Source organism: Streptomyces sp. NPDC042100, assembly GCF_055582325.1.
In genome coordinates this window covers 210632-223753 of record NZ_JBVJDK010000007.1, presented here as the reverse complement: position 1 = coordinate 223753, position 13122 = coordinate 210632, and the positions used below count along the sequence as shown (strand labels likewise).

7 protein-coding genes are annotated in these 13122 nt (G+C 72.9%); 4 read left to right on the top strand and 3 right to left on the bottom strand.

Annotated features, from left to right (window positions below; genetic code table 11):
• Positions 1-242 precede the first annotated feature (242 nt).
• The 3 genes from ACZ6J5_RS18000 to ACZ6J5_RS17990 all read left to right on the top strand — a co-directional run bounded on the left by ACZ6J5_RS18000 (position 243) and on the right by ACZ6J5_RS17990 (position 2857).
• Complete coding sequence (locus tag ACZ6J5_RS18000; RefSeq protein WP_469392530.1) at positions 243-680, top strand: hypothetical protein; 438 nt, start codon at positions 243-245, stop codon at positions 678-680.
• A 69-nt stretch (positions 681-749) separates the two neighbouring features.
• Positions 750-1331 (top strand): carbonic anhydrase, encoded by a 582-nt coding sequence (locus ACZ6J5_RS17995; RefSeq protein ID WP_469392528.1) that lies wholly within the window; start codon positions 750-752, stop codon positions 1329-1331.
• A 14-nt stretch (positions 1332-1345) separates the two neighbouring features.
• A complete protein-coding gene (locus tag ACZ6J5_RS17990) occupies positions 1346-2857 on the top strand; it encodes a SulP family inorganic anion transporter (RefSeq protein WP_469392526.1) in 1512 nt (503 codons plus the stop codon).
• A gap of 248 nt (positions 2858-3105) precedes the next feature.
• Here the strand turns inward: ACZ6J5_RS17990 and ACZ6J5_RS17985 are convergent, their stop codons facing one another.
• Genes ACZ6J5_RS17985 through ACZ6J5_RS17975 form a run of 3 tightly spaced genes read right to left on the bottom strand, consistent with a single transcriptional unit; the run spans position 3106 to position 6392 of the window.
• Complete coding sequence (locus ACZ6J5_RS17985; RefSeq protein ID WP_469392524.1) at positions 3106-3675, bottom strand: hypothetical protein; 570 nt, start codon at positions 3673-3675, stop codon at positions 3106-3108.
• On the bottom strand, positions 3675-5915 hold the full coding sequence (locus tag ACZ6J5_RS17980; RefSeq protein ID WP_469392522.1) for a DUF6571 family protein: 2241 nt from the start codon (positions 5913-5915) through the stop codon (positions 3675-3677). The genes ACZ6J5_RS17985 and ACZ6J5_RS17980 overlap by 1 nt, the downstream gene beginning before the upstream one ends.
• Before the next feature lie 15 nt (positions 5916-5930).
• The gene (locus ACZ6J5_RS17975) at positions 5931-6392 is read right to left on the bottom strand and encodes a hypothetical protein (RefSeq protein WP_469392520.1); all 462 of its coding nucleotides are present in this window, start codon (positions 6390-6392) and stop codon (positions 5931-5933) included.
• Between the two features lie 431 nt (positions 6393-6823).
• Here ACZ6J5_RS17975 and ACZ6J5_RS17970 point away from each other — a divergent pair, with 431 nt between their 5' ends.
• On the top strand, positions 6824-13057 hold the full coding sequence (locus tag ACZ6J5_RS17970) for a DNRLRE domain-containing protein (protein ID WP_469392855.1): 6234 nt from the start codon (positions 6824-6826) through the stop codon (positions 13055-13057).
• Positions 13058-13122: the final 65 nt, after the last annotated feature.

Sequence of the window (13122 nt, the reverse complement as noted above, 5' to 3'; positions counted from 1 at the left end):
GCTCCACGCCCCTCGTGTGCGGGCGGTCGCGGACGGCCGCGCCCCCTGTCCGCACGCGCCCTGGCGCCGATCTCCTGGCTGATCGCGTCAACTTGCGGCTGATTCCAGTCGGAAACCCGGGTTGTTCACCTGGTGTTACGCAGGGGACATCACCTGCCCGTATTACTGTTCGTTGACCCAGGCATGAACTTGCTTTGGTGAATCGTGTTGACGACGAGGACGACGAGGACAGAGGGAGGGAAGTGCGTACGACGTCCACCGGACGCGCCGGGACGGCGCCCGCGCTCCTGCCCGCGCTCGTACTCGCGCTCCTCCTCGTCGTGAGCTGCGGCGGCTGGAGCCCCGCGTCGGCGGCGGCCGGGCCACGCCCGGGCGAACCGCAGCCGCGGGTCCTCGCGGCCGCCCCCGCCCCGTACGAGACCGTGCCCGCGCAGCACTGCGAGAACAGCGCCACCCACGGCCGCACCACGGCCCGCCATCCAGGGCGCCGCTGCGCCCTGCCGCACCGCGCGGCCCCGTGTCCGGCGGACCACGCCGAACTCCGGCCCGTACCGCTCGCCCTGGAACCGCCGGCGACCGCCGACGACTCCGGGCGCACGAGACGGCACCGCCCCCACGGCCCCGACGTCGCACCCGCGCAGTCCCCCGCACCCTCCGCACTCCAGGTTTTCCGCTGCTGACAGGCAGGACCGCACACGAAGCCGTCCTGTCAGCCCGACGCGCCCCCACGCGCGCCAGGAGGAATACACATGCAGCCCCTCATCGACCACGCCCGCCGGTTCGGACAGCGCCCTGAGGAGTTCGCCCCGTTCGCCCAGGGCCAGTCCCCCGCCGCCCTCTTCATCACCTGCTCCGACTCCCGGGTCGTCCCGGCGCTCATCACCGGCGCGCGCCCCGGCGAACTGTTCGAACTGCGCACGGCGGGCAGCATCGTCCCCCCGTACGCGGGCGCCGCCCCCACGGGTGAGACCGCCACCATCGAGTACGCCGTCGAGGTCCTCGGCGTGCGCGACGTCGTGGTCTGCGGCCACTCCCACTGCGGCGCCGTCGGCGCCCTCGTCCGCGGCGACGACCTCAGTGCCGTGCCCGCCGTCCGGGACTGGCTCGCGCACGCCGTGCCCGACGGCACACCCGGGTGCCCCGACGACCCGGCCGTCGCCGACGCGGTGCGCGGCCACGTCCTCGCCCAGCTGCTCCGACTGCGCTCCTATCCGTGCGTGGAGCGGCGCCTGACGGCCGGTCAGCTTCGCCTGCACGGCTGGTTCTACGAGGTGCACACCGGTGCCGTCAGCGCGTACCGGCCCGAGTCCGACTCCTTCGAGTCCCTGTGAAGGGGGAGCTCCACATGCTGTCTTCCCTCTCCCGTCTCCCCCATCTGCGGCAGGACTTCGCCGCCTCCCTCGTCGTCTTCCTCGTCGCGCTCCCGCTGTGCGTGGGCGTGGCCGTCGCGTCCGGTGTGCCCGCCGAACTCGGCCTGATCACCGGCATCGTCGGCGGCATCGTCACCGGTCTGATGCGCGGCAGCAGCCTCCAGGTCTCCGGGCCGGCCGCCGGTCTGACCGTGCTCGTCTTCGAGGCGGTCCGCGCCTTCGGCCTGCCCGCGCTCGGCGTCATCGTGCTCCTGGCCGGGCTCCTTCAGGTCGTCATGGGCGTCCTGAAGTGGGGCCGCTGGTTCCGGGCCATCTCCCTGTCCGTGGTGGAGGGGATGCTGGCCGGCATCGGGCTCGTCATCATCGCGGGGCAGCTGTACGCCGCGGCCGGCCTCGCCGCCCCCGCCTCCGGGCTCGCCAAGCTGGCCGGGCTGCCGGCCGCCCTGGTCGAGGCCCTGGGCAGCGCGACCGCCCTGGCGTCCCTGGCCGTCGCCGCCGGCACCGTGCTGGTCATGGTGGCCTGGCGGCGGCTGCCCCGCGCCGGGCGCGCCGTCCCCGGCGCGCTGGTGGCCGTCGCGCTGGCGTCGGGCGTGACCTGGCTGTTCGACCTGCCGATCGCCACCGTGCGGGTCGGCGACGTCTTCGACGCCGTACGCCTGCCCGGTGCGGACGCGCTCTCCGGGCTCGCCGACCCGGCGCTCCTCGGCACCGTCCTGGCGTTCGCGCTGATCGCCTCGGCCGAGTCGCTGTTCAGCGCCGCGGCCGTCGACCGGCTGCACGCGGGCCCGCGCACCCAGTACGACCGGGAGCTCGTCGCGCAGGGCGTCGGCAACACGCTCTGCGGCCTGCTCGGCGCGCTGCCCATGACCGCGGTCATCGTGCGCAGCTCGGCCAACGTCCAGGCCGGGGCCCGCACCAAGGCGTCGCGGGTGCTGCACGGGGTGTGGCTGCTGCTGTTCGCGGCCCTGCTGCCCGCGACGCTCGCGTACGTGCCGCTCGCCGCGCTCGCCGGCATCCTGGTCCACGCGGGGTGGAAGCTGATCCCGTTCCGGGCGGTCGCCTCCCTGTGGCGCGCCCAGCGCGGCGAGGCGCTGATCCTGGTGGTGACGGCGGTGTCGATCGTGGCGGTCAACATGTTCGAGGGCGTGCTGATCGGCCTGGTCCTGTCCGTGGCCAAGGCCGCCTGGGACGCCTCCCAGCTGCGCATCGACCGCAAGGACGGGGCCGCGGGTGGACCGGTCAGGGTCCGTCTCTCGGGCACCATCACGTTCCTGCGCCTGCCGAAGATACTCGACGCCCTGGAGGCGCTGCCCCACGACCGTCCCGTCGAACTGGACCTCTCCCAGGTCCACCACCTGGACCACGCCTGCCGCACCGCCCTGGAGGCCTGGGCTGCCCGCCACAGCCCCCAGCACCCGGACGCCGTCCGCCTCCACGCCCTGCCCGCCCGCGGCCGGCCCGCCGAGACGGCCGACTCGCCCCGCTGAGGTGCGCGTCCGCCGGAAGGTGAACAAGGACTTGTGGGACCGCGACAAGGAACACCGCGCCCGCATGACAGCATTGGAGGCGCAGCAGAAGACCCAGGGACATCCGTAGGACGGCCGACCCGTGCTGATCGACATCCCAGCCGACCAGGTGCTCGCGACGTTCGGGGCGACCGGGGTCGCCTACTTCCCCCGGTACGCGGGCAGCCGTCTGCACGCCCCCACCCCCGCCTTCCTCGCGACGGTGGGCCTCAGCACCCGGCCAGCCGCGCCAGGTTCCCCGCCGACTCCGTGACGATCCTGCTCACGTTGCCGATCGCCGTCCGCCGGTCCACCGGGCTCTTCCCCTCCGCCTGCGACGGTGCGCTGACCGTGACCGTGACGTACGGCGCCGTCGAGCCCATCCGGGCCGCGCAGCCCGGCGGGAGCTGGGCTTCGCCGGCGTCGGGGAGGGCCCAGCCGGTGGTGCCGGCGGGGAGGGGGGTGGCGCCCGCGCGGGTGGTCACCGGGGTCCTGGTGTCCTGGACGATCAGGGAGTAGACCTGTCTCGGCGTGCCGTCGCTCGCCGCGGTGGCGCGCTGGAGCAGGCACATCCTGAAGACGGCGTGGTCGCCCTCGCCCTTCTTCTCCCGTTCCGCCGCGCTCACCGCGCCGCCCTGGCCGTCGTCGATCAGTGCCGCCGTCGCCGGGGACAGGGAGCCGAAGCAGAGGGCCTGCCCCGGCTGCTCCGGGGAGGGGGCCGGCCAGAGGAGGTAGGCCGCCAGGGCCGCCGCTGCCGCCGTGGCCGTGGCGGCGGGGATGACGAAGCGTTTCGGCGGCATCAGTAGCGCTCCCCCATGTGCAGGTCCGCCGCCTTGATGCCCATCTGGTACCACTCCTGCGCGGTCCGCTGGAGGCCGTGCTCGAACTCCTTCGGGCCGTCGTCGAACAGCGCGGGGTCGAGGCCCCGTTGCGTCGCCGTCTCCCGGAGCATGGTGAGCATCTGCCGCTGGCCGTTGTCGTAGTGGTTGATCATGTTGTTGCGGGTGTCGGCGTCCACCTTCGCGTTGAGGCCGTTCATGTAGTCGGCCGTCGACACGTCGATCGAGCGCTGGATCGCGTCACCGGCCCAGGGGATGCCCGTGAAGGGGGCCCCGATGATGTGGTAGTTCATCATCTTGTTCCAGGCGTTGGCGTCCTTCTTCGCCTGCCCGATGTCGAAGATGACGTCCCCGCGTACGCCGTCGAGGGTGCCGAGGACCGACGAGGACTGGGTGACCCAGGCCCGCATCGCCGGGTCCTCCGTGCGGTACGACTCGACCGGGAAGCGGTCCAGGCCCTGCGCGATCACCGCGGTCTGCGAGGCGTGGATCGCGCCGAAGGCCTGGGGGTCCTCGGCGGCCGAGCGGATGATCCGGGTCAGGTCGCCGCGCGAGACGGTCAGGCCGTTGAAGGCGGTGGGGTTGTCCATGTTCTTGCCGAGGATCTCGTTCACGTCCGAGCCGTAGGAGCCGATCATCTCGCCCATGGCCATGCGCAGGGAGACGGGAACGGCGCTCTGGTTCTTCCTGGTCTCCTCGGCGTACTCGGCGAGCATCCGCTCGAAGATCGCCTTCTCGGCGCCGTCGTGACGGGTGCCCACGGGGCTCATGTCCGTACCCGGCGCCCGGCCCGTGGCCGCGGCGTCGACGGCGGCGGCGAACTCGGCGCGGGCCGAGCTCCGCTGGGTGTCCTCGGGCATCCTGTCCTGGACCTCGGCGCCCGGCCACTTCCGGTCCTCCAGGAAGTACTTCAGGTTGTCCGTGGCGTTCGGGTCGAAGTAGTGCGTGGCGGCGCCCGGGTTGCGGCTCATCGCGTTCAGCAGGCCCTTCATCGGGTCCTGCTGGGTGCCCTGCCAGTGCTCCATGACGCCGTCGTAGGCGTTCTCGTGGTTCGTCTCCCACTCGCGGATGCCGTTGCCGACCTGCGTCAGGAACGCCTCGCTGTAGACCGGGTCGTCCTTGTCCTTGCGGAACTGGCTGTCCTTGGGGTCCTTCGGGTCGTACGGGGGGTCACCGGCGTCCGCGGCCATGAGGCCGGTGAGCTCGTTCCAGCCCGTCGCGCCGCCCGGCAGCGCCCCGGGATGCCGGTCGGGCAGGCCGTTGCCGTTCCGGGCCATGGCGAGGAGCCGCTCGGTCCAGTTCGCGGGGACGCCGCCGGGGGTGCCGAGCGGGGAGTCCGGTCCGGTGGCGGTGGCCAGGCTGGCGGACAGCGCCTTGTACAGGCGGGCGTCGGTGGCGGACACCTGCCCGTCGCGGCCGCCGTTCTCCAGGCTGCCGGCGAGCAGCAGCAGCGCCTCCTGGTCCTCGCGGCCGAAGTAGCTGAGGTTCGTCATCAGTTCGGTCGTGAACGCCGGGACGTCCTTGCCGCCCTCGACGAGCTCCAGGAGCCGGGCGCGCTCCTTGTCGTCCAGGTAGTCCCAGCGGGCGTAGAGCCCCGCCGCCTCGCGGCCGTTCTCGCCCTGCCGCTTCTCGTCCTCGCGCTGCCGCTTGGCCCCGGCGATGTCGTGGGGGCCCTTCTCGGCGAAGTCGTTCGGGTGGTTCCTGACGAGTGCGCGCAGGCCCCACGCGCACAGCTCGTCGGCTTCGGTGGCGCGCTGGAGAATGCCTTCGATCTTGCCGCGCAGCGCGTCGAACTGTGCCTGGGTGGCCAGGGGTTCGGTGCTTCCGGCGGGCCGCCGGTCGGGGTGGACGCGGTGGCTGAGGACCCCGTTCGGGTAGATGGTGATGCCGGGCGGCGGGTTCTCGTAGGTGGCCTTGAGGTCGTCCTGGGCGGTCTTCAGGAGCGTGTGGGCGTCCTTGAGGAGGTCGCGTACGGACTCGGCCTCGGCGACGGCGTCGCCGAACTCCTTCGCGGTCTTGCCGACTAAGGCCTTGGTGACGGTGGCGTTCTCGCCCCGCCAGGTGGACGCGTCGGCCTTGGACTTCATCGCCCCCGCGTCGGTCCGGAGCGCCGTGAGCTTGGCGATCATCTCGGTCCACTGGGTGGCGGCGGCGTCCATCGGGCCGAGCCGCGCGTTCAGGAGCTGCTCGAAGGTGGGCATGGCGGGATCGGCTCCTTACCGGAAGTACCTGTCGATCTGGGAGGCGGGCACCGAGCCGTCCGCGCCCTCGGCGGGCGGGCCGACGCTGCGCAGCTGCGCCGCGATCCAGACGTCCTCGGCCTTGTTCGAGCGCTTGGTGTGGGCGAGGTGGTTGGAGATGTGGGCGCAGGCCTGGAGGAGGGTCTTCACCTGGGTGTCCCAGGTCGTGGTCAGCTCCGTGAGCGCGGCGCCGGAGGCGAGGCCGTCGCCCGTGAGGCTGCTCCCCGCGCTCTCGCTGGCGGCGGTGGCGTGCTTGCCGGCCGGTTCGAGTCCGCTGAAGAGGCCGTACGCGGCGTGCCCGACGTCGCCGAGGTCCTCGTCCTCGACCACGTAGTCGGCGGAGCCCTTGGCCGGCGTCCCGCCGCCGGTGTTGTCGACCTGGTTCAGCCGCATCGCCACGGTCGCCTTCTCCGTGGCCCATTCCCTGTCGAACGACATCGTCGACACCCCCGTGTCCCTGATGGTCTTTTGGCCCTGGTGGCACTGACGCACCATCGGTGACGCTAGCCGGGTGACCTTCGTCCCGCCAGGGGTGATCGTCCCGCTGGCGAATTCCTGACGGGTCAAGGGGAGTTCCGGCTTCTTTCCTGACCCTCGAAACTGGGTGCGTATGTCCAGTTTTAAGGACTTTAGTCCTCGTTAGGGCCCTAGGTCCTTAAGTTGATGAAGATCAAGTAACGCCCCTTCCAGTCGTAATAAGCATCTTGTGAGTATTTGGTGCCCCATAGGGGCACCTCCTGCCCGCGATACGAACGAATGGATGGACAGGCCTCATGACCTTGGGTCACCCGCTGGATCGCGCGACCGAGCGCCACAGACCATGGACGGGGCGGAGCCTCAAGCACCTCGCGGGCACGCTCGCGCTGCTGATGACCGCCGGCCTGATGGAGGGCGGCGCCGCCTTCGCCGCCGAGCGCGACCCCTCGGCCACCGCCGTCACCGAGGCGGCCGACCTCGCCTCCGCGCGGACCGCCGCCAAGCTGTCCGGCAAGAAGGTCGAGGCGCTGTCCGAGCGCTCGGAGACGTCCACCACCTGGGCGAACCCCGACGGCAGCCTCACCTCCGAACTCTTCGGCGGCCCCGTCCGGTTCGAGCGCGACGGCGCCTGGACCGACGTGGACGTACGGCTGCGCAAGGCGCCCGACGGCGACATCGAGCCCGTCGCCCACCCCCACGGCCTGGAACTCTCGGCCGGCGGCACAGGCGCCAAGCCCCGCTCGCTGAGCGCCGCCCAGCAGGCCCCCGCGCACGACCTGGTCACCCTCGGCGAGGGCGACCAGCAGATCACCCTCCAGTGGAAGGGCGCCCTGCCCGCCCCTCGGCTCAACGGCACCCGCGCCCGCTACCCCGAGGCCGTCCCCGGCGCCGACGTCATCGTCGACGCCACCCGCACCGGCTTCGAGCAGTTCGTCGAGATCAAGCGGCGGCCGGACACGGACGCCTACACGTACACCCTGCCGCTGCGCACCCAGGGCCTCGACGTCCAGGAACAGCCCGACGGCAGCCTCCTCTTCGTCGACGGCGAGAAGAAGCGCCAGGCGGTGATGCCGGCCCCGCTGATGTGGGACGCCTCCACCGACCCGGTCTCCGGCGAGCACACCCGCCGCGCCCCCGTCGCCATGAAGGTCGTCAGGACCGACGACGGCGTGGACCTCGTCCTCACCCCCGACGCGGCGTTCCTGGCCGACCCGGCCACCACGTACCCGGTCACCGTGGACCCCTCCACCGGCAGCCTCGGCAACGTCTTCGACACGTACGTGCAGCAGGGCGAGACCCGCGACTGGTCCACCGACACCGAGCTCGACCTCGGCAACCCGGGCACCAAGAACGCCAACGGCACGCCGCGCACCGCGCGTTCCTTCATCACCTGGAACACCGCGCCGATCGCCGACTCCCTCATCTCCTCGGCCACACTGTCCCTGTGGAACTTCCACTCGGCCAACACCGACTGCAAGGCCCACCCGTGGGAGGTCTGGGCGACCGGCAAGGCGTCCACCGCCTCCCGCTGGACCGCCCAGCCGGCCTGGACGGCCAAGCGGGCCACCTCCACCCAGACCACCGGCAACCCCGGCTGCTCCACCCAGCCCGACGGCTGGATCACCGCCGACGTGAAGACGCTGGTGCAGGAGTGGGCCTCGGCCAGGGAGGCCACCTCCGGGATGGGCCTGCGGGCCACGTCGGAGACCGAGGTCGCGCAGTGGAAGCGGGTCAACTCCGCGAACGCCGCGCAGAACCCGCCGAAGCTCTCCGTCACGTACAACTACCGGCCCGGCATCGGCACCAAGCAGGAAGCCGGTCCGCCGTACTTCTCGTACGGCGGCGCCTACATGGTCAACACGGTGCGGCCGGTGCTGCGCGACACCATCACCGACAAGAACGGTGACAAGGTCAACGCCACCTTCCAGATCTTCGACTCCGTCACCGACCAGCAGGTCGGCGGCCTGCTGGTCTCCCCGTACGTGGCCTCCGGGCAGCCCGCCGCGGTGACCGTCCCGGCGGGCGTGCTCACCGACGGGCGCACGTACAAGTTCCGCAGCAACTCCTACGACGGCACGCACTACAACACGTCGTGGTCCGCGTGGAAGACCTTCACCGTCGACACCCGGGCCCCCTCCGCGCCCGTCTCGATCACGTCCAAGGACTACCCGGCGGACCGCTGGGCCGGCGGCGCGGGCAAGGCCGGCACCTTCGCCGTGACCCCCGCCTCGGCCGACGTCAACTGGCTGGAATGGTCCCTCGACGGCACCACCTGGACCAAGGTCTCGCACACGAGCGCCTCGGCGGCGAACCTCTCCGTCACCCCCGCCACCGACGGCACCCTCACCCTGCGCGTCCGGGCCGTCGACAAGGCCGACAACCGCTCCGAGGCCGCCGAGTACACCTTCGACGCGGGCCCCGGCGGCGTCGCCCAGCCCTCCGAGGGCACCCGGATCGTCCGCCGCGTGCCGCTCGTCGCCCACGCCGACGGCCGCGTCTTCGACCAGGTCTCGTTCTCCTGGCGCCGCTCCGAGGCCGACCCCTGGCAGCCGATACCCCCGGCCCACGTCAGCGGTGCCGAGTCCGGCGGCGTGACCTGGCCCGTGCCGCTGACCGGCGGCAAGAACAGGCAGCTCTCCTGGGAGGCCACCCGGACCGTCGACCCCGACGGCACCATCCAGCTCAAGGCCGACCTCACCGGACCCGGCGGCGCCAAGGGCAGCACCGCGCCCCGTACGGTCGTCGTCGACCGCAACGCCAGCGGCGCCGCCACCACCGACGTCGGCCCCGGCAGCGTCAACCTGCTCACCGGCGACTACGCGCTCTCCGCGAGCGACGTCTCCGCGTTCGACCTGTCCGTCAACCGCTCCGCCTCCTCCCGGCGCCCCGACGCGGGCGCCAAGCAGGCGGGCCAGGCGCCCATCTTCGGCAAGGAATGGGTGGCCGGCACCGCGGCCGAGACGACCGACTCCGACTACGCCTACCTGCGCCGCCTGTCCGACACCGCCGTGGACGTCGTGGACGCCGAGGGCGACCCGATCCACTTCACCGCCAACGCGGCCCGCGACGGCTGGGTCGCCGAACCGGGTGCCGAGGACCTCGTCCTGCGGGGCGCGGTGACCGGCACCTTCACGCTCTCCGACCCGGAGGGCACCGTCACCACCTTCACCCGGGCCGACGCCACCGCGCCGACCTGGCAGGTGTCGTCCACGCTGCTCAACGGGCTCGCCGCCTCCGCGACCACCGTGGTCTCCGAGACCGTGACCGTCGACGGCGTCAAGCTCGCCCGCCCCAGGCGGGTCGTCGCGCCCAGCTCCGCCACCACCGCCGCCGCCTGCACCTCGACGCCGGGCACCCGGGGCTGCCGCGCCCTGGAGTACGTGTACGCGACGGGCACCACCGCCGCCGGCGACACCCTCGGCGACGTCAAGGACCAGGTCAAGGAGATCAGGCTCTGGTCGACCGAGCCCGGCGCCGCCGCGGCGACCGCGAAGACGGTCCAGACCTACCGCTACGACACCCGCGGCCGGCTCCGCGAGACCTGGAACCCGCTGGTCTCGCCCGCCCTCAAGACCGCGTACGACTACGACGACGCGGGCCGGGTCACCGGTCTCACCCCGCCCGGTGAGCAGCCCTGGACCTTCGCCTACGGCAGCGGCGGCCAGGACGCCACCGCCGGCGACGGCAAGCTGCTCCGCGCCTCCCGCCCGGCCCTCGCGCCCGGCAGCGCCGACCGGGTCGACGGCACCGCCGCGACCAGCGTCGTCTACGGCGTGCCGCTGACCGGGGACCGCGCCCCGTACCCGATGGGCGCACGGGACGTCGCCGCCTGGGGGCAGCTGTCCGCGCCCACCGACGCGACCGCCGTGCTGCCCGCCGACGCCGTGCCGTCCGCGCACGCCGGCGGCGAGCTCGCCAAGGCCGCCTACCACCGCGCCACCGTCCGCTACCTGGACGTGTCGGGCCGCGAGGTGAACACCGCCGAGCCGGGCGGCCACATCAGCGCCGCCGACCACGACGAGAACGGCAACGCCGTCCGCGAGCTGTCCGCGGCCAACCGGGCACTCGCGCTCGGCGCCGACGCGGCGGACCGGGAGCAGCTGGCGGACCTCGGCATCGCCGGGCTGCCCGGCCCGGAGCGCGCCGAGCTGCTCGCCACCCGCTCCGTCTACGACCGGGCGGGCACCCGGGAGCTGGAGGAGCTCGGGCCGCTGCACCGGGTGGACCTGACGACGGACCTGAAGTCCGGCGGCACCGTCCACACCGCGGCCGGCGAGTCGGTCACGGCACGGAGCTGGACGGTCAAGGAGTACGACGCGGGCCGTCCGACCGACGGGTCCGCGAGCATCCGCGACCAGGTCACCCGCAGCACCAGCGGCGCGCAGGTCCGCGCGCACCCGGAGGTCCTCGCGGACACGAGGGTCACGGAGACCGCGTACGACTGGACGAAGGGCCTGCCCACGCGGTCGGTCCAGGACCCGGGCGGCCTCGCGCTGGCCACCGGTACCGAGTACGACGAGCAGGGCCGCAAGACCAAGGAGGTCCCGCCGGGTTCGTCGGGCTCCGACGCGGCGGCGCGGGTCACCTCGTACTGGTCCGCCGCCGGCTCGGGCGCCTGCGCGGGCCGGCCGGAGTGGGCCGACCAGCTCTGCTCGGTCGGACCGGCGGGCACGGCGGGCACCAGCCATCCGGCGGAGCTGCCGACGACCACCACCGAGTACAACTGGTGGGGCCAGCCGGCGAAGGTCACCGAGACGGCGAACGGCGTCACCCGCACCACGACGACCACGTTCGACGCGGCGGGCCGCCCGGTGACCAGCAAGGTCACCGGCGGCGTGGGCCAGGCGGTGCCGGAGTCGACCACCGTCTACGACCCGGCGTCCGGCCGGGAGGTCAAGACGGTGTCGCCGACCGGCGGCACGATCACCAAGGCGTACGACACGCTCGGCCGCCTCGTCTCGTACACCGACGCCGACGGCGGCGCGACGACGACCTCGTACGACCGGCTCGGCCGGCCCGTGGAGGTCCGCGACTCGGTCCCGTCGACGGTCACGTACGCCTACGACACCTCCGTCGAGCCGCGCGGCCTGGCCACGTCCACGACGGACTCGGTGGCGGGCACCTTCTCCGCGCGCTACGACGCCGACGGCGGGGTCACCAGCGAGCGGCTGCCCGGCGGCTACACCCTCACCCAGAAGGAGGATCCCACCGGGACGGCGAGCAGCCGGGTCTACACCCGGGACCGGGACGGCCTGGAGCTCGTCTCCGACACCGTCAGCGAGTCGATCCACGGCCAGGTCACCCAGCACTCCGGCTGGTCGCAGCAGAGCTACGGCTATGACACGACGGGCCGGCTGACCCGGGTCGAGGACACGGTCGAGTCGGTGTGCACCACGCGCGCCTACGGCTTCGACAAGCGCACCCACCGGACCTCGCTGACCTCCGCCGCCGCGGCCAAGGGCGCGGACTGCACCACGGCGGGCGGCACGACGACCCGGACGGGCTACGACGGCGCCAGCCGGATCACCGAGCCCGGGTACGTCTACGACGCCTTCGGGCGCACCACGTCGGTGCCGGGTCACGGCACGGTCGGCTACTACGCGAACGACCTGGCGTACCAGCAGACCTCGGGCGGCAGGCGGCAGACCTGGCTGCTCGACGCGGCGCACCGGTTCCGCTCCTTCACGGTGGACCGGGACGCGGCGGGCACCTGGCTGCGCGAGAAGTCCAAGCGGAACCACTACGACTCGGACGGCGACAACCCGCGCTGGATCGTCGAGGACACCGCGTCCGGCGCCCTGACCAGGAACGTCGACTCGGCGTCGGGCGACCTCGCCGCGACCACCGGCAAGTCCGGCGACACGGTGCTCCAGCTGACGGACATCCACGGCGACGTGGCGCTCCAGCTCCCGCTGGACGGTTCGGTGGCGCCGGTGGCGCTGGACACCGACGAGTACGGCGTGCCGCGCGCCGGGCAGGAGCAGCGGCCGAGGTACGGCTGGCTCGGCGGGAAGCAGCGCTCGGGCGAGACCCTGACGGGTCTGAGCCTGATGGGCGTCCGCCTGTACGACCCGTCCACCGGACGCTTCCTGTCCACGGACCCGGTCTACGGCGGCAACGCGAACCCCTACGACTACGTCAACGCCGACCCGGTCAACATGTTCGACCTGGACGGCAAGTGGGGGATGCCGAAGTGGGCCAAGAAGGCCGGCGGCTTCGTCAAGCGGAACATCGGTACCATCGCGACGGTGGCCTCCGTCGCGTCGATGTTCGTCCCCGGTCTCGGGATGGTCGCGCTCGGGCTGAACGCGTACAGCGCGTACCGCTCGATCCGTTCCCGTGACTACGTGGGAGCCGCGATGACGCTGCCCGGCATCGGCATCGCGGGCAAGTCGCTGCGGATGGCGTCGAAGGCGAAGAAGGCGAAGCGGGCGTACGGCGCGGCCAAGAAGGCGCGCGTCCGCACGACCAGCTCGACGAAGCGCGCGGTCGCCAAGGCCGGCAACCGCTACCGCTCGGCGGCGGGCAAGGCGACCCGCTGGGGCCGCTACGACGCCCGGTACACCGCGTTCGGCACGTACTACGCCGCGGGCCAGACCCTGTGGAACAACCGGCGCCGCCGCTAGGCGCCACCCGGGGCGGGCCGCCGCGCACCCGCGGCGGCCGCCCCACCCCCTCCCCCCGACCCTCG

Bases quoted from the DNA above. Each gene is read 5' to 3' on its own strand.
- ACZ6J5_RS17995 (WP_469392528.1), top strand. From the start codon at position 750: ATGCAGCCCCTCATCGACCACGCCCGCCGGTTCGGACAGCGCCCTGAG.
- ACZ6J5_RS17990 (WP_469392526.1), top strand. From the start codon at position 1,346: ATGCTGTCTTCCCTCTCCCGTCTCCCCCATCTGCGGCAGGACTTCGCC.
- ACZ6J5_RS17985 (WP_469392524.1), bottom strand. From the start codon at position 3,675: ATGCCGCCGAAACGCTTCGTCATCCCCGCCGCCACGGCCACGGCGGCA.
- ACZ6J5_RS17980 (WP_469392522.1), bottom strand. From the start codon at position 5,915: ATGCCCACCTTCGAGCAGCTCCTGAACGCGCGGCTCGGCCCGATGGAC.
- ACZ6J5_RS17975 (WP_469392520.1), bottom strand. From the start codon at position 6,392: ATGTCGTTCGACAGGGAATGGGCCACGGAGAAGGCGACCGTGGCGATG.
- ACZ6J5_RS17970 (WP_469392855.1), top strand. From the start codon at position 6,824: ATGACCGCCGGCCTGATGGAGGGCGGCGCCGCCTTCGCCGCCGAGCGC.